Below are 16,390 nucleotides of genomic sequence, written 5' to 3'. Positions count from 1 at the left end.
AGGGAGACGGCGATGAGCGGACTGGTCCTGTATGATGAGGCGGGCGGCATCGCGACGCTGACGCTGAACCGCCCCGACAAGCGGAACGCGCTGAATCTGGCGCTGTGGGGCGAACTCGACGCACACGCCGATCGGATCGCAGCGGCGGGCGACGCGATCGGCGCGGTGATCCTGCGCGCCGCCGGGCCGGTCTTCTGCGCCGGCAACGACCTCAAGGAGCGCGGACTGGACACGCCGCGCCCGCATTACCAGGCGTCGATCGTGACCAAGCTGGCCGAACTGCCCCAGCCGTTGATCGTCGCGGTTCAGGGCGGCTGTTTCACGGGCGGTCTCGAACTGGCGCTGGCCGGGGATATCATTATCGCCGGGGAGGGTGCGCGCTTTGCAGACACGCACGGAAAATTCGGCCTGGTGCCGATCTGGGGTATGAGCCAACGGTTGCCGCGCCGCGTCGGACCATGGAAAGCGCGCGAGATCAGCTTCACCGGATTGCCGGTCAGCGGCGCCGAGGCCGCGCGGATCGGGCTTGCCAATCAATGCGTCGCCGATGCCGACCTGGATACGGCAACCCGAAACCTTGCCGACGCGATCGCCGTGCAGTCGCGGCACAGCGTCTTCGCCTATAAACGGCTCTATCGCGAGCAGGCGGACTTGCCGCTCGACGCCGGACTTGCGCATGAAGTCTTCAATAGCGCCGGTGTCGCCCCCGACTTCGCCGAGCGCGTGGCGAAGCAATTTTAGCGCGGAAAGCCCGAACGTCAGCCGATCGGTTTGCCTTCTTCGACACCCGCCCATTGGCGGCCGTCGTGCCCGAAGAGAATGTGCGCGCCGGCCCGCCTCTGCCGCGCCAGATATTCCATCGTGCTGAGGCCCGCCTCGCGATCGACGACCGCCTTTTGCAGGATCATCAGGTCAAGATTGCGCTCGGTGTAACAGCAGTCGGCGGCGAGCAGGACCTCCCGCCCGCCGGACAATCTGGCGATGACGCTCTGATGCCCGGGCGTGTGCCCATAGGTCGGCACGATCCGTACACTGCCGTCGCCGAACAGGTCGAGTTCGCCATCGATCGCCCTGACCGGCTGGCCGGTCGCATAGTCCACCGCTTCATAGAGCCCGGCTTCTTCGGTCGCCTGCGCCGCCGCCAGCTCGCGCGACTGGACGATCATCGTGGCATTGGGCAGGCTGGCATTGCCGCCGCAATGGTCGATGTGCAGGTGCGAATTGATCACCCAGTCTATGCTGCCGGGATCGACGTCGATACTCCGCAGCCGCGCAGCGATTTCCTGCCCCTCGAAATATTGCAGCCCGAACTTGTTCGGCGGCAGCGCGTCGGCAAGCGTGCGGCGATACCGCACGCCCATACCGGTGTCGAAAAGTGCGCGCCCCTTCGGATGGTCGATCAGGTAAGAGGGCACCGGCCCTTTCAGATAATCGCCCTCCTCGCCCTCGATGAAATAGCCCGGGCGGCACTGGAACCAGCCGGTGTTGAAGGCGAAGAGCCGAAGCCTGTCGGTCATGTCTCGCGATACTCGGGTGGCCGCTTGCCCAGAAAGGCGGCCAGTGCCTCACGGTGATCCTCGGTCGCCGACAGGATGACCTGCTGGCGATCCTCGATCGCCATCGCCGCATCAAGGCTTTGTGCATCGATGTTGAGGTTCAGCGCCTGTTTCGAAAGGCGAAGGCCCCATGGGCTCGTCGCGAGCATCTCATCGGCGAGTGCGAGGCCTCGATCGAGCAGGTCCTCCGCCGCGACGATCTCGCTGACCAGCCCGGCCCGCAGCGCGCGCTCGGCGTCGATGAAGCGCCCCGTCAGGATCATCTCCGACGCCAGGCTCGCCCCGACGAGACGCGGCAGGAAATAGCTCGACGCCATGTCGCAGCCGCCAAGTCCAATGCGGATATAGGCGGCATTGCATCGGAAATCCGGCGACGCATAGCGCACGTCGGACGCCAGCAGCAGCGACAGCCCACCTCCCGCAGCGGCGCCATGGCCCAATGCGATGATCGGTTGGGGGCAGGCCCGCATCTTGCGATAGATGTTGCCGATGTTCGTCTGGGTACGAAGCGTACGCAGCACCGGCGTTTCGTCCGACGACCGGTCCTCCTGAATATCGAGGCCGGCGCAAAAGCCGCGGCCAGCTCCGCGCAGGATGACGACACGAACCTCCTTGCGATCGGCGAGTCCGCCGAAATAGGCGCTCAGTTCGTCGACCATCCCCTCGTTCAGCGCATTCAGTCGTTGGGGGCGGTTGAGGGTCGCAATCTCGACCTGCCCGCGCGCTTCGATCAGCAGTTCGCCGCTCACAACGTCTGCCCGTCGTCGACCGTGATCACGCTGCCCGTAATCCCCTGCGCCGCATCCGAACAAAGCAGCAGCAACGGCGCGTGAAGGTCGGTCGCGGGCCGCATTCGCTGGCGCGGGAAGCTTTTGACCATCTGCACTCCAACGTCGCTTTCGAACAGGACGGCCGTCATTTCGGATTCGAAATATCCCGGCTGGATGACGTTGACGCTGATTCCCCGCCGGGCCCATTCACGCGCCAGCGCCTTGCCAAGATGGCGCACCGCCGCTTTGGTCGCGCCGTAGACCGAGGTCGCGGGAAAGACCTTTTCCGCGGTGATCGATCCGATCAGGACGATCCGCCCGTTCTGCTTTTCGCGGCTGCCCGAGGCGTCGAGCCGCTTCGCCCCTTCGGTCGCCGTCAGAAACACGCCGCGGACATTGGCCGCAAACAGGAAGTCGACCTCGTCGACGCTCAGGCTCATCGCCATCTTCTCGGTCGCGACGCCGGCATTCGCGACGATCGTGTCGACCGTCCCGAACGCCGCCTCGGCGGCGTCATAGGCCGCTTTCGTCGAGGCCTCGTCGGTCACGTCCATCGACACCGCGACCGCTTCGCCGCCCGCAGCCCGGATTTGCGCGACCTGTTCGGCAAGCTTGTCGGCGCGGCGCGCGGCAAGCACGACCTTTGCGCCCGCCGCCGCCAAAGCCCTGGCGAAGCCAGCACCGAGCCCCGAAGAAGCCCCGGTGACGAGCGCGACGCGCCCCGAAAGGTCGAAGGTCGGCTGTTGCACCATGTGTCGTCTCCATTTTTGCTGTCAGCAGTTCTGGAGATGATTGACGTTAACGTCAACCTGGCCGCGGCAGTTCAGGGGGTTGACGGATCAAGTTTGTTCATCTAATGTTCTCATCGTGCACAAACAACCTGTTCCCCCGTCGCGGCCGCCAAGGGCGGCGGGCGGGGGATAAAGGGTTGCCCGGCTTTCGTCTCGAAGAGGCCCCGGCATTGATCGCGGCGACAAACCGCGTCAGAGATGGCTTCGCCGGATCTGACGGGAGAGGCTTCGATATGCCAGTGTTTTTCAACGCCGTTTCAGGTCGGACCTGACCCATGCACGCGGTAGAAGCCTTCGAGCTTGTTCTCGGACTGTTGGCGCTGGTCATCGCGCTCCACTGGCTGGCGCTGAAGCTGCGATGGCCGCCCGCTACAGCCCTGCTGGTCGGCGGCGGAGGGCTCGCTTTCATTCCTGGGCTGCCGGCCATTTCGCTTGACCCCGAACTGGCGCTGGTTCTGTTCCTGCCGCCGCTCCTGATGGACGGCGCCTATTTCACCGCACTCGGCCGTTTCCGGCGCCATCTTCCGGGCATATTGTCACTCGCGGTCGGCGCCGTGGTCTTCACCACCCTCGTCGTCGGGGTCGTCGTACACTGGATCGTTCCGGCCCTGCCGTGGGCGGCCTGCTTCGCACTCGGCGCGATCGTCTCGCCGCCCGACGCGGTGTCGGCCCGCGCCGTGCTGAAAGGCGTCCACCTGCCACGTCGGCTCGAAGCGCTGCTGGAGGGTGAAAGCCTGCTCAACGATGCGACCGGCCTGATCCTCTTTCGCTTTGCGGTCGCGGCGACCCTCAGCGGGGTGTTCCACACCGGCGAAGCGATCCGGAGCTTCGCGTTCGTCGCGATCGGCGGCGTGATCGTCGGCGCCATTGTTGCGGCTGGTTGGGTGTTCCTCGCCAGACGTCTGCGCGACCCGATGCTGGTCATGCTCATTACGATCCTGCTCTGCTGGGCGGCTTATCTCGCCGGCGAAGCGGTGCATGTCTCGGGCGTGATCGCGACCGTCACCGCGGGCCTCGCCCTCGGCTGGTATCAGCATGAGATACTGCCCGCGGACGTCCGCCTTCGCGCCAATTCGGGCTGGTTCATCATGGTCTTCATCCTCGAAGCGCTGGTGTTCATCCTGATCGGCTTTTCCCTGCGCGGCGCGATCGAGCGGATCGGCGGAATCGGAGCGATCCCTGCATCGACGATCATCGTCGTGGCCGCGGTCGTGATCACCGTCACCATTGCGCGTTTCGTCTGGATCTTTGCGTCGGAAGCCATTCTCGAGACCGCGCGCAAGATCGGGCTGAAACGCGCGCGCCCGCTCGGCTGGCGGCAGGCAACCGTTTTGAGCTGGGCGGGGATGCGAGGTGTCGTGACGCTGGCGGTTCCATTGACCCTGCCCATCGACATGCCCGGTCGCGACCTGATGCTGATCTGCGCCTTTGCGGTGATCTTTGTAACCGTGGTCGCGCAGGGTTCCAGCCTCGGCATGCTCATTCGCCGCGTGCAGCCGGTCGACACCGATCCGCCGGCGAAAATGGCGATGCCCGCGGCCGAGGCCGCAATGGCGCGCGCACGTTTCGCGGTTATCGAAAGACTGTCCTATGACGAAGATGGCACGCTGATCCATCCGATGATGCTGGAGGAGCATCGCAAGCGGATGAATTTCATGGAGCGTTACGAAGCCGATGCGAGCACCGCGATGGATGGGCTGCGTTCGCATTTCGACGTGCTGCTCCAGGCAATCGCTGCCGGCCGGGCCGAACTGATCCGACTGCATCGCGCGGGGCTGATCGAGGACGAGGTTCTCCACGAACTGGAACGCGACCTCGACGTCGAGGAATTGGCGATGACACTCCAGCGCGGCGATTAGCGGCGGGAACGCCGACGACTTTCACCAGATATCAAGGAAAACACCGGCTGGCTGGGGCGGCAGGAACCTCACCTAAGGAAAAGCTGCACCCCAAAAAGCCCTGTTTTCGGCCAATTTCGCGTGGCACCAGTTGCGACTGGCTACACTCACTGGCTACAGTTAGTGGCATCACAGACCAACCGCAATAGAACATCGGTGCGGCGTTCCCATGCAGGCGCTCAGGGTCTTTTGCTGCGCGCTGTGACAGCCGTGCGGTAGCCGTAATTCGGACGTGGCACGTCGCCTGATCTCGCTCGAATGAAGGCATTTTCCCCGTAGCTACCCCGCCTCGCACGCCCTGTCCTACCACAGAGATCGCCCATCGCTCCGCGTCCACTAGGTTAATCCTTAAACAAACGGCTGCCTGTGCGGCGACTGCACCTCAATCAGCGGCGCCAACTTACCTTAGCAACGACCAAGCACGTCCATTCACCTAGGCAGCAGCGCCGCGATGATGATCCCAGAATCTAAGTGGGGTCAACCTTGGTGCGGTCGGGCGCCCATTACGTTGCGCCCAGATCTATCGAAATTCGAATAAATGAAAAAAAAATTCTGAGTAGCTTGGGAGCAGCTTTCGACGATCCTATAACTCAGGGTCGGCGGAATAATCTCGTCCGACGAGCTTTGAACATTAGCTCCAAGGAGAATGAGAATGAAGACCAGTTTTAATCGAGAAATTGCGATGGATTTCCTGATTTGTCTCGGCAGGATGATAACCCTTAGACGAGAAGTAGACGGGATCCCTTTCAGAGAGGCTGCATTCACTGTTGCTGAAGCAGGGAATGAGCATGGTTTTGAGCAGGCGGTAAAAGAAGCCAACAAAGACCTGATTGTGCTTGCCTTCAAGCCCGGGAAGGAACGCCGTGGACCCGCCAATATCGCGGTTTATGAGACCTATGACGGTAAAGTGAAGACGTGGCCTCGATGCTCGGTATGGGTTCTTTCCAGGGAAGGACCGGCTCTGATAGTTCCCAAGGGCGCGGATTTCGGCTTCGCTTATCACGATGCGGCACTTTGTCGGGTATTGGAAATCCCGTTGGACCATCGGGCTGATCGGATCAAAATGGCGCGTAAGATCCTGTCACTGATGCCGCAGATCATGGCATGCGATCCCAATCCTTATGTCAGGGTTCATTGATCTCCCTGGGCGCAACGAGAGGTCGCTGGCAAGGCCGCGCTCCCGATTGGAGACGAAATAAGTATCATGGCGCGAGCGAACACCTGCCATCTGATGAACCCCTGATATGGGGCTCGCATAATGACATATCCGGCTGGCCCAGGCGTCGGCAATTCGATTGCCGACGCCTGGGCTCAGCAGATTCCCTTAGCGATTAGTCGGATAGAGCGAACGAAACGTCGCCATACGCATCGTCGAGCGCATGCCGGCGCGCAACAACTTCCGATCTTCCGACGCCGCGGTCCAATTCGCTGGGACTTGGCGACCGCTAACCGCTTCCACGATCTGAGTGTGCCTAGCTGCCGACAGCCGGTCGGCGATCCGGACGATGAGCAATGCAAACAGGCGCGGCATTTCGCGCATAACGAGGGCCGTGACATACGCGGCAATGACTACAGCAGTTAGTTCAACGATAAACATTCTATTTTCTCCTCCGATCTTCAGATCACCCTCTCCGCTCAATTTCTCTCCTGTTCTGGCTTGAAGGCCTCGCTATCCGCTCCTTCAGAAGCCAGAACAGGCAATGCGATATTCAGGGTGGTCGGCACCGGGCGTTACCGGTGCTCGGTGCCGACACGATCTCAGCGGGATTTTTGCGCTGTCGCTGCCATGACATATTCGGGCGGGACGATTCCGGTACGGTCCCACCAACGCTCGGCCAGGCGCTTGCGAGAGTTGTCCGTCCGCAGCCAGTTCTGCCGGACCTTGCCGTAATCGCGGTGCTCGGGGTCATATCCTCGCAAGGTGATGAGGAGATGGACGTGCGGCGCAATTTCGGGCTGATCGTCGCCTTCCGCTTGATGATGGATCGCCCAGTCTACAACCATGCCGCGGGCCACGAGATAATCCTCGGCAAAGCCTTCGATCAGATTGCGCCAGAAGGCGAGGTCCTCATGGCGCGGCAAGCTGCCAACGCAATGCGCGATTGTCGGCTCGTCGGGCCGATACCGGAGCGCATTCTCGTCCGCTTGTGCCCAGAGCGCGATCCCCGACAGCTTGGGTCCGGCGGCGCGGGCAGGAGCACATCGGCCCGCCGCCGCAAGGTCGGAGCGCGACGCCCAGTTCGGCGTCGGACCCCATTCATCAACGCTATTCTGGCGGTTGATGTAGGCATAGCTCGCCTGCGCCGTGCGGTGCGTGCGCAAGAGTTCGGGCGTGTAGCGGCTTGAGCGTTCCCGGATTACATATCGAGTGTTGAACGGGCGGATGTTATGGATGGTCGTCATTTGGTACGTCTTTCTACAAAGGACAAAGGGACCGCATCGCAGCGGTCCGCTTGCTGATTTGGGTTTGATGGTGGGACGGAGAGACGGCGCCGCAGTGGCTGCTGGACGTCGATTCACCGGATATTTAAAGCTGGTCGCTAGACCGTGCCCTGACGGGCATGACAGCGGCCCGTCGCATGCGAAGCGTTGTGCATATGCACGCTCGCAGGCCTCGCTGCTCGCGCGACCCGAGCAGCGAGGCCATTTTTTCATCGATAGTGAGTTTACGCGTTAGGCGCGCTCAGGCGTGGAACAGGCCGTCCTCGAAGCTGACCCATCTCGCGGTTTCGTCGCCCGCAGCAAGGCGTTGTCGATAGTCGCGATAATGATGCGCGAAAGAGTCTGCACGGCGGATTGGGCGTGAGTTCCCGATATCGGCGAGCGCGGCCTTGAGATACTCGCTGGCATCGATCCAGTCGCGCAGGGCCAGCATGATCTCGAAGAAGGGTTCCGGTCGCGCGATGCGGAACGCCTCGACATGCGCCCACAGCATCAAGCGTGCGGTCGCGACGCGCAGCGCATGGTCTTCGGCTGCCGCAGGCGCCGAGCGCGACCAGGCAAGCTCGATGTCCGCATCGCCGATCTCGGGCATCGGGATCGAGAAACGACGGCACGCTGTTCGCTCATCGAACCCATGGTCACCCATCGCGGCGGGATCGATAGCCGTCTCGCCAAAGCAGAGTTCTGCAAGAGCCGGCTCGACGAAGAAGCGCCGGCTCATCGCGTCCATCGCCAGCGTCATGCGATCGGCCATGGACGCGATCTGGACCACGCCGGGCAACAGTGTCTTGTCGAGCAAGTGCGGCAATGGGATTTCCGACTTGCGCGCGTCGGAGACGCAGATCGTGTTGATCCAGCGATGACCATCATCTTGATCGACCATCGTCAGGACCGCCGCCGCAACCGGCCTGCGTGCCAGCGCCGGATGCTGGTCTGGTATGTCGTTGACGGGAATGCATGCCAGACCGATCACCTGCAGGCATTTGGGAAGTTGATACTCGTTCACGATATTCTCCTTTCGGAGGATCAGGGATCCGAGACAGAACTCCTGCCTCTTTTCCTTTCACCCTGTTCCTCGCTTCCCGCGTCAGCGTCTCCACCGCTTGGCGGGCGCGCAGCCGCGTCCCGCTTTTCCATCCGGCGGACATGCGAGGCCGTTCTGCGGTTTCACCGAATGGGTGATTTTGATTTTGAGCAGCAGGCCTTTCTGACACTTAGACAATCAATTCTAAGCCCGTTGAACTCGCCGCCCGCTTCCCAACAGCGAACTGGGAACGCCACTTCGACTATTTTGGTCGTTAGAGCCTAGGAGCCAATGGGCTCAGACTGAGCGAGACTGCCCCGAACGCAGCGCCCCCGTTCACTTGCTCAAGAACGCGAGCTCTACAAGAAACCCCATCATCAGCGCATGCGACCCGGCGAGGGTATCGATGGCGGCATACCGCACGTTATCGAGACCCTCGCCGGGTTTAAGCTCCGTTTCGAGGTTTACGCCTTCCCGCTAGAGGTCAGTGTCATTTGGCTGACGCCTTCGCGACCAGAATCCGGCTGCTAATTGCGCAAAGCGAGCTCGCTGTTCTGCGTTTGCTCCAAGGGTTAACACCATAAGGCTGAAGGGCGTTTGCTGCGCCGCCCCGTCCGGTTTCAGGAATTTGACGCGCCCTTTAAGAAAGAAGATATCGGCGTCCAAGCTCAAAACCTCGTGGAAAAATGCCGAATCTGTTCTGACCGGAACGAGGCACACAACGGTGGCAACGTGGCCAGCTGACCATTGCTCATGAGCTCGCCGTAGCCACTGCAGGGCACATGAGTACGGCGGATTGACGAAAGCGAGACGCCCTGACCATGTCTGGCTAAGTCCGTCGCCGCCCCTACTGGCCAATATCTTACGGCGCGCCAGGACAGGGCTGAGTTCGTGAGCGCATGGATCGAGATCTATTTCGCCAAACGCTTTATAAATATTGTCCATGAAATCTGGCGGGGTGAAGCGGGAATCACGATCTTCCTTCTGACCCAGCGCCCAATACGCTCGAGCGGGAGCTTGACGCCGAGCTCTCGGCGCAAGCGCTGCCAGCAGGCGCAGCAAGTCTTCAACTGATCCCGCACCATTTTCGAGGTCGAGGATGGCCGTGTGCGACAGTCCGGTTCGCCTAACCAAATTCTCCAGCGACTTTCCATGTTTGATACGGGTGTTGCGGAGCTTTTCGAACAGCGTCTTACCGGCACTCAGACCTGTCAGCATGAAATTGGTTGAGTCCATTACCGCCACAAGCGTTGACACGGTGCCGACACCCTTTTCGAGCCGCGTAATTGTCTGGGGCGACACTCCGACATGCTTGGCCATGACCTTTCGCGACCAACCCTTTGATACGCGCGCTTCGCGCAATTCAACAATTAGGTTAGCACAACTTTCGCCTCCAGGCTCCGGGCGGACTGACGATCCGGCCGAACCGCTACTAACCTTCGAACCGATGCAATTCGACGATTTGCCGCCGAACGGCAATTTTGCCGCTGACAGCCCGGAAGGAGAAGCGTTTGCCCAGACATCCGAACCGCGGGGGAGTGCGGGGGATGTAAGGGATAATTTATTCGACGGCTTTGTGTTCTGTGCATTTCCCATGGCTATGGTTTCCTCGCTCGGCGAGCGAAGCCATGGCTGCTTGGCAGCAATGTTTAGGCTGGTTCATTCATGACCTCGAACGCCATTCAAGCCCGCATCAGCAGATGCGGAGCTCGAAAATTGGCGCGAATCACAAATTCATAGGTCACCGACTTGGGATGCTATCCCCGCCGCATGTTCGCAACTGTGCCGGGCATATAGACCCTAAAGATGAATAAATCTTTAATATAGCTGCGAAGTTTCTCTGGGTAATCGGAATCCTCTGTGCGAGCGCGCCATCTCGGCCAAACAGAATTACGAGAACGCGCGACTGTGTTCGCGTCGTCTTGGGGGTGAGAGTCGATACAAGGAGCATGATTTCCTGACAATGAGGCCTTCAGCGTCCGCGCCCGCTGGGCTCTCGGCCGGGCAGCCCGCGATCGTAGGGATGACGGCCCTTAGATGGCTTCGACCGTTTCGCATTTTGTTTCGCTGTTCGCCGCTTGATCCCGAACGCCATGATCGCCGCGGCAGCCGCCATATCCTCGCTGGATCGAGCCGATGCCAACGCGCGCTTCAACCGATCCGCCTCCTTCGGCGGATCGAACCGCACCGAACCGCGCTTGACCAGCAGCCACTCTTCGTCGAGCAGCAGATCGCCCATGTGCCGAAAGCGGTCCGCTTCGTTTGCACGCAGCGGCGCGGCTGGCAGCAAGCCGGAATCGACCATAAGATCATGCAGGATATCGCTCCGCGTCTCCTGCTGGACGAACCAGGCGGCGCGGGTGCGGGCGCGTATGTCGGGCCGTGTCAGCCACGCGGCGCGAGGTCCGAGGGCGTGGCGCAGCGTCTTCACCGTGTCCGGTGCCTCGGCATCCGCACGCCGCGCGAACAGGAAAGGGACAGGCGCACGGCGCCACAGGGCGGCAGGGTCGGTTTCCTGATATGTGTCCATCAATTCGGCAGGCACCGGCGCGACGTGCGTGGCAGGTCGATCAAGCCAAGATGCCCGTCGCTTCTGTTCCACGTCCCAAGCCGTTGGCCGGCGCGCCGGATCGATATCGGGCAGGTTCCTGAACATCTGCACACGCTTATCGACGATCGAGGACAACAGGTCCTGACCCGCGGTGCCCCGGATATACGGAGTATCGAACCAGTCGCGAGGGTCGTCGCGCACATCGATCTGCAGCGCGCCGCGCCAGCGCGCGATGCGAACAGGATAAGTTTCGATCACCGATCGAAGCGCCTGAAGCTGGTCATTGGTCGGTCTGTCGGGAAATGGCCCATTGATTGAGGTGTCGGCAAGCCGCTCATACAGATCAGCAAACTGTTCCCGCCCGTTGTGATGGATAGGACGATAGTCATCACGGCGAACATCGCGCAAAGTCGTCGCCTGCTTCGCCGCGACGGGGACAGTTTCGTGAGCGGAAATATCATATTCTCGCGGCAGTTCTGCGCGCGGTGAGAGCCATGCGGGCACCGGCTGTGGTTCGCGGCCAGGTGTGATCTCGCCCAGCCCCACCATATCGAGTCCGCGTGCGCCGAGCGATGCAATGGTCGGTAAGGGCTGATCGAGCGCGCGAGGCGGCGACAGTGCAAACTCCTGGTCGGCCTCCCGTTTGCGGCCTGACGCGACTTTACGGACTGCCTTAATGCGGAGATCGCGCAATTTGATCCGCCGCCCCATCTCGGGAGTGTCGCGCCAGCGCCTCACCGCCTTTTGCAGCCAGGCGCTTTTGTCGACGAGATTATCATCATCCAAACCTGCCGGCCCGCGCTTGGTCAGCAACGCGCCGACTTGGGCGAGTTCCTTCTGCTGGGCATCGCGGATCGCCGGAAGCCGCTTTCGATAGGGCGCGGCATTCAGATCGACGCCGTGGATCAAATCCTGAGGATCGTCGGCCGGGAGGACCACGAGGTGTCCGTCGACGTCGCTGAGCAGGAGCGGCGTCTCGGCGATGCGCTGCATCACCGCATTGGGGTCGAGGATGGTTTGAGTGCGGGGCTCACGTGACAAAATTGCGTCGATCACGCGGGTCGGCTCTGCATTCTGGACCGCAAGACCCAGGTCTTGCTCGAGGCGCTCGCGAAGATCGGCAGCGCTGCGTTCAAGAAGCATCGCCTGCTCGCGACGCTCGGCCATCGCGGCCTGTTCAACGACCAACTCCCGTTCGAGTTCATCGAGATAGGCTTCGGCCTCGTTACCCCGCCGGGTCCACGCGTGCGACAGGTAGGTATCGTGTCCGTCCTTCCGCGCCTTGTCTGCATAGCCCGGAGCAAATTGCGCAACGATACGCGGATGGCTGCGCGCCATAGCGCACAGCGTTTCGATCTCGGCGGCCTCAGCGCGCAGCCGGATCGCGGCATGCTCGCGATCGCGAAGCTCGCGCGCGAGCCGGTCCAGCCGGTCACGCTCATCCGAAGTGCGGACTTCGCGCACGCGCGCTTCGCGAAATTCGAAAGCGGTATCAGCATTCGCCAAATCCGCCTCGCGCTTCGCCACGTGCTGCGCAAGCACGCGCGCCCAGCCGATCGCTGCATTGTCGAGCGACACATCCGGCGTATCTCCCGCGCGTTCGAGTACGGTGGCCTTGCCGCCGACCTTACGCATGGTTTGCGCGTCGAGCCCCATCTTCGCATAGGTTTCTGGCGAGAGCCGATAGTCAGCGTCAGTGGCCTTCAGTTCGACGTTGACGAGTCGCGCGATCTCGCAGCGGAACGGCTTCATGAAGCTGGTCGCGATTTGCGGCACGACGTGGGCGTCGAACGCCAGTTCACCGTCGCCATCGATGGACACCGCACGCTTACCGACCTGGAAGTGCAGGTGCCAGTTCGTCAGGTTATTGAGCGCGTCGGGTTCATGCCGCACGAACAGGGCGGGCACGACCCGATTTGCGTCAGCATCGCCGCTTTCGGATTTGGCGAGCGATTGCACCCAGGCGTTCGCACCGACGAGAATGCGTTCGTGCGCCGCGCCGTCGAGATCGGCGGGCAGCTCCGCCTCGCCCGCAATGACCGCATAGCTGCCGCGACCTTCGCTGAGCTTCACCGGCGGATCCGCATCCGGCCAGCCGGGCAGCGCCGCGAGCCACTTCAGCGCGGCAGGCGCCTCCGGATCGATCCACGGCACACCAACCGACTGGCGCTTTTTGCCGAGCGCCTTGCCGCCATCCACCCGCCTCTGCTCGGCGTTGAGAATGTGACGCAGACCTTCGGGACAATCGGCGCGAAGCGCAGCGCCCGCCAGAAACGCAGGCGCGATTTCATATCTGATGTTGAGACGCGGCGGTCCGGCGGATTTATTCTTGCGCCGACCGAACTCATGCGCTTCGACCGCGTCCCACTGCCTGGCTCGCTTGACCGGATCCGGATCGAGCGTCGTGACGAGGACCTGGCGATCGTCATGGCCATGATCCTGCGTGTAGCGGTCGAACGTCGCAGCGGGCCGCTCCTCTGCCGCCATTTCCGGCTCCGCATTCGCATCGCCGATCTTACCGGTCGCATAATCATCGAAGGCGGCCGCCGCTCGCTCGCGGGTGACGTTGCGCGCCAGGTGGAAGCTGCGCTCCCCCGCCACGCTCGTCAGCCGCGATATGTCCGGCACGCTCGGAATGCCGAACCAGGCGCGCCGGGCAGGAGCCGCCTTCCCGCGCTCCCAGCGCTGCGCGGAATCGAGGCTCGCTCGGACCTTGCCGCGCAGGAGCCCCAACGGATCATCGAGTTCGGTCTCCGCCAGGTCGAGCGGCAAGTCGCGGATGATCCGCTTTGCTGCGCGCCTGCGAAAAGTTCCGATCGGATCCATGATCTCCAGTCCACGCTTCCAGGGCGGGCTGCGCCCCTCCCACCAGCCCGCGGCAGGCGCCCGCTCGGGAAGTCCCGAGCGAAACCGACCTTCCTAATCCGAAGGATATCATGTTGCTGCTAACTTCCACAATCGAAGAATGGGAGGTTAGCCTATTGCGCAAAACAAGTAAGCCCGCATCGAATATAGCTTACATCTTCGGGGATCTCAAAATCTCCTGTGCTGGAAACTCTATCGATAATGTAAGGGGATTTTCGTTTCACCATACACGAAAATGGCGGATGTAAGGTGAAACAACGGTCTCTTACACCGAGCTATCCGTGACAAATGGACCACCATCCTGCGATATTTCCACATGCGAAAATAACGGTTATTGTGGATATCGCTTTGACATTACCATAAATGGTAGCCCGCCCGATTCGTCAGGCCTCCGCGAGATTGTTTGCGAGGCCCGGTCTTCTCGGTGCGGGAGGACGATTTGGATTACCTTGACGACGCTGTTGATGCCATTGGTAATCTATTGTGTGAAGCGGCGTTCGCCGGTTTCGACGCCGCGGTGGATCAGCATCAGGCATCGCGAGCGACGGGCGCTGAACTGCGCGATGGCGCTGTGGCGCACGCGCTGCTCGGCCCGTGTATAAACAGGCTATTACAAGAAATCACCGGTAAAGCGATCCGCAAGACGGTCCCGCGTTTCAACGCCTGGCGGCTCCATCCGCGGTATCGCCATGACGCGCTCGTGTTTGAACTCGAGGACGCTGAGAAATCTTTCCATGATGCGATCCTCAACTCGTCCGGCCTAGTCTGGCCGTCCCGCATCTTCAACATCGTGGTCGCTATTATCCGGATCCGCGCCGTCACAATAGCGATTGGGCCTGAATGCATTGCCGAACCGGCACCGCCGGGTCAGCAAAAGAAAAGCGCACCCTCGCTCCGCCGCCGCAAGATTACTGCGGCCGATATTCCAGACGAGATTGCTGAGATCCTCCTGAATTCGACGAACGGGCCAGAGCAGTGGGCCGCGGCGATCACCAATCTCGCGGCCATGCGCGGCACCGCTCTCGACGTCGGCGCGATCGCGACAAAGCTATCGGCCCTCGCCGAACTTGATGATGGACCTGAGATATTCAATCAAATCATCACGCGTCTGCTCTCAGCGGGCTACTCACGCAAGGCGCACTTCGCCGTCGCCGATCGATACACGCTCCACACAGGGTCGCAGCAGTTCCCCGAGCCGCCGCCTGCTCCCTTGCCACCTACCGGTCCGCCGCCCACTGTCCCCTCGCGGCAACAGCCCGTTACAACGGCGCAACACGCGGACAAGGCAACATACAGCCCTTCGACGCGGTCTCCGCAAAGGACGGCGAACGAAGCCGCAGCGCCGGGTCGTGGGGCGAATCTCGCCGCGAGATTTGCCGGGCGAGCACGATCGCAGGGCGACGCCCGGCAACGTCTTGCCGAGGCGCACGCCAAGCACGGCAGGCCCAAATCATGACCGCACATTTCACGCGGGTAGCCGCACCCCTGCGGCCAGGCGACCAAACTATTCAACGCAGAAAGGAAGTGACCCATGTCGACCAAAGAACAGGTTGAGGAGCACCGGCGCAAGCGCCTCATGCTTTACGAGAAGGAGAAGGGCGGCGTCGGCAGCACCGGCACGCTGGCAACATTTGCACATTCGCTCATGCACCGCGGCATTCCCGTCATCTTCATCGAAGCGAGCCTGTCGCAGCGCGACATCGAACATGCCTATGGCAATCGACATCGCGTCGAGCCGATCGACCTGGGTGACGAATCCGATCAGGAGAAGCTCATCACGATCATCGATGACGCGCCCGATGACGCGTACATCCTCGTCAACGTTCCCGGCGGGCGATTTGAGGATCTTGATCGGGTCCACGAGTTCATCCGCTTCGCGATCGAGGATGAAGAAGACGCGCTCGATATCGACGTCGATATCATCTGGACCATGGGCCTCGATCAGGCGTCACGCGCGACGCTCGATGCCATGCTCGCCGGCGATCCGCCAGGCCGCGTGCTGCTCAACCTCCCAGCCTGGCACGGGCCGCCCCAAAAGTTCGTGCTCGTCGACGCCGAGCTTCTCGAAGCAGTCGCGAAGACTGGGGGCGATGTCTTCTGCTGTCCGGCGCTGCCCGAGCACATCTACGACAAGTTTCGCACCGATAACATGGGTCTCGATCAGATCGATGCGGGCCTATCCCGAGGAACCCGCGCGCGCTTTCGTATGTGGCAGCGCGATGTCGAAGACGCGTTGGGGGGGCTGTTCTGATGAGTAAGATCTCGAACGTCGTCCGGCTCTACCAAGCGATATACCACCGGAACCCGCCCCCGCAAACGCTGCTCCATCTGCAAACTATGGAAGCTATATTCGGGCTGCAGGACGACGAGCTTCTAACGCAAATTGTCGTATGCAATTTGGGTATCGCCGACCAGGTGGAAGCCGTGCTCAAGAAGCGCAGCGTCGAAGAGCAGGCGTTCATTGCGGAGCTTGCCGCGCACCGCGAAGAACTT

The 16,390-nt window shown here is 61.7% G+C and carries 14 protein-coding genes; 6 read left to right on the top strand and 8 right to left on the bottom strand.

Annotated features, from left to right (window positions below):
• Positions 1-12: 12 nt before the first annotated feature.
• Positions 13-741, top strand: coding sequence for an enoyl-CoA hydratase-related protein (locus JNM03_RS08345; protein ID WP_294035995.1), 729 nt, complete (start codon positions 13-15; stop codon positions 739-741).
• 17 nt (positions 742-758) lie between these two features.
• Here JNM03_RS08345 and JNM03_RS08340 read toward each other — a convergent pair whose 3' ends face one another.
• Genes JNM03_RS08340 through JNM03_RS08330 form a run of 3 tightly spaced genes read right to left on the bottom strand, consistent with a single transcriptional unit; the run spans position 759 to position 3,078 of the window.
• Entirely contained in the window at positions 759-1,517 is a 759-nt protein-coding gene (locus tag JNM03_RS08340) for an N-acyl homoserine lactonase family protein (protein ID WP_294035994.1), read from the bottom strand.
• The gene (locus tag JNM03_RS08335) at positions 1,514-2,305 is read right to left on the bottom strand and encodes an enoyl-CoA hydratase-related protein (RefSeq protein ID WP_294035993.1); all 792 of its coding nucleotides are present in this window, start codon (positions 2,303-2,305) and stop codon (positions 1,514-1,516) included. Before JNM03_RS08335 ends, JNM03_RS08340 begins: the two co-directional genes overlap by 4 nt.
• Positions 2,302-3,078: an SDR family NAD(P)-dependent oxidoreductase gene (locus JNM03_RS08330; protein WP_294035992.1), complete on the bottom strand. Its 777-nt coding sequence runs from the start codon at positions 3,076-3,078 to the stop codon at positions 2,302-2,304. Before JNM03_RS08330 ends, JNM03_RS08335 begins: the two co-directional genes overlap by 4 nt.
• A 314-nt stretch (positions 3,079-3,392) precedes the next feature.
• Here JNM03_RS08330 and JNM03_RS08325 point away from each other — a divergent pair, with 314 nt between their 5' ends.
• Both JNM03_RS08325 and JNM03_RS08320 read left to right on the top strand, forming a co-directional pair.
• Entirely contained in the window at positions 3,393-4,976 is a 1,584-nt protein-coding gene (locus JNM03_RS08325; RefSeq protein ID WP_294035991.1) for a Na+/H+ antiporter, read from the top strand.
• A 691-nt stretch (positions 4,977-5,667) separates the two neighbouring features.
• A complete protein-coding gene (locus tag JNM03_RS08320) occupies positions 5,668-6,153 on the top strand; it encodes a hypothetical protein (protein ID WP_234181336.1) in 486 nt (161 codons plus the stop codon).
• A gap of 186 nt (positions 6,154-6,339) precedes the next feature.
• Here the strand turns inward: JNM03_RS08320 and JNM03_RS08315 are convergent, their stop codons facing one another.
• From JNM03_RS08315 to JNM03_RS08295, 5 genes are all read right to left on the bottom strand, one after another.
• Positions 6,340-6,612 (bottom strand): hypothetical protein, encoded by a 273-nt coding sequence (locus JNM03_RS08315; protein ID WP_234181335.1) that lies wholly within the window; start codon positions 6,610-6,612, stop codon positions 6,340-6,342.
• Between the two features lie 161 nt (positions 6,613-6,773).
• Positions 6,774-7,418: a MobA/MobL family protein gene (locus tag JNM03_RS08310; RefSeq protein WP_234181333.1), complete on the bottom strand. Its 645-nt coding sequence runs from the start codon at positions 7,416-7,418 to the stop codon at positions 6,774-6,776.
• Positions 7,419-7,698: 280 nt separating this feature from the next.
• Positions 7,699-8,463, bottom strand: coding sequence for a hypothetical protein (locus JNM03_RS08305; protein WP_234181332.1), 765 nt, complete (start codon positions 8,461-8,463; stop codon positions 7,699-7,701).
• A 495-nt stretch (positions 8,464-8,958) separates the two neighbouring features.
• Positions 8,959-10,077, bottom strand: coding sequence for a DNA N-6-adenine-methyltransferase (locus JNM03_RS08300; protein WP_294035990.1), 1,119 nt, complete (start codon positions 10,075-10,077; stop codon positions 8,959-8,961).
• Positions 10,078-10,453: 376 nt separating this feature from the next.
• On the bottom strand, positions 10,454-13,858 hold the full coding sequence (locus tag JNM03_RS08295; RefSeq protein ID WP_294035989.1) for a hypothetical protein: 3,405 nt from the start codon (positions 13,856-13,858) through the stop codon (positions 10,454-10,456).
• A gap of 478 nt (positions 13,859-14,336) precedes the next feature.
• Between JNM03_RS08295 and JNM03_RS08290 the strand changes: the two genes are divergently transcribed.
• The 3 genes from JNM03_RS08290 to JNM03_RS08280 all read left to right on the top strand — a co-directional run.
• Positions 14,337-15,353, top strand: a complete 1,017-nt coding sequence (locus tag JNM03_RS08290) for a hypothetical protein (protein ID WP_234181435.1) — start codon at positions 14,337-14,339, stop codon at positions 15,351-15,353.
• Positions 15,354-15,428: 75 nt separating this feature from the next.
• A complete protein-coding gene (locus JNM03_RS08285) occupies positions 15,429-16,148 on the top strand; it encodes a hypothetical protein (protein ID WP_234181434.1) in 720 nt (239 codons plus the stop codon).
• The coding region (locus tag JNM03_RS08280; protein ID WP_294035988.1) for a hypothetical protein at positions 16,148-16,390 on the top strand (243 nt) is incomplete at its 3' end. The genes JNM03_RS08285 and JNM03_RS08280, both read left to right, overlap by 1 nt.

Source organism: Sphingopyxis sp. (assembly GCF_016793825.1).
GTDB lineage: Bacteria > Pseudomonadota > Alphaproteobacteria > Sphingomonadales > Sphingomonadaceae > Sphingopyxis.
The sequence above is the reverse complement of the archived record's forward strand: the minus strand, read 5'-3'. Positions and strand labels throughout refer to the sequence as shown.

What these genes read in the sequence shown, in the direction of transcription:
- JNM03_RS08340 (WP_294035994.1), bottom strand. Translation starts at nt 1,517, where the DNA reads ATGACCGACAGGCTTCGGCTCTTCGCCTTCAACACCGGCTGGTTCCAG.
- JNM03_RS08300 (WP_294035990.1), bottom strand. Translation starts at nt 10,077, where the DNA reads ATGGGAAATGCACAGAACACAAAGCCGTCGAATAAATTATCCCTTACA.
- JNM03_RS08325 (WP_294035991.1), top strand. Translation starts at nt 3,393, where the DNA reads ATGCACGCGGTAGAAGCCTTCGAGCTTGTTCTCGGACTGTTGGCGCTG.
- JNM03_RS08320 (WP_234181336.1), top strand. Translation starts at nt 5,668, where the DNA reads ATGAAGACCAGTTTTAATCGAGAAATTGCGATGGATTTCCTGATTTGT.
- JNM03_RS08330 (WP_294035992.1), bottom strand. Translation starts at nt 3,078, where the DNA reads ATGGTGCAACAGCCGACCTTCGACCTTTCGGGGCGCGTCGCGCTCGTC.
- JNM03_RS08285 (WP_234181434.1), top strand. Translation starts at nt 15,429, where the DNA reads ATGTCGACCAAAGAACAGGTTGAGGAGCACCGGCGCAAGCGCCTCATG.
- JNM03_RS08295 (WP_294035989.1), bottom strand. Translation starts at nt 13,858, where the DNA reads ATGGATCCGATCGGAACTTTTCGCAGGCGCGCAGCAAAGCGGATCATC.
- JNM03_RS08310 (WP_234181333.1), bottom strand. Translation starts at nt 7,418, where the DNA reads ATGACGACCATCCATAACATCCGCCCGTTCAACACTCGATATGTAATC.
- JNM03_RS08315 (WP_234181335.1), bottom strand. Translation starts at nt 6,612, where the DNA reads ATGTTTATCGTTGAACTAACTGCTGTAGTCATTGCCGCGTATGTCACG.
- JNM03_RS08345 (WP_294035995.1), top strand. Translation starts at nt 13, where the DNA reads ATGAGCGGACTGGTCCTGTATGATGAGGCGGGCGGCATCGCGACGCTG.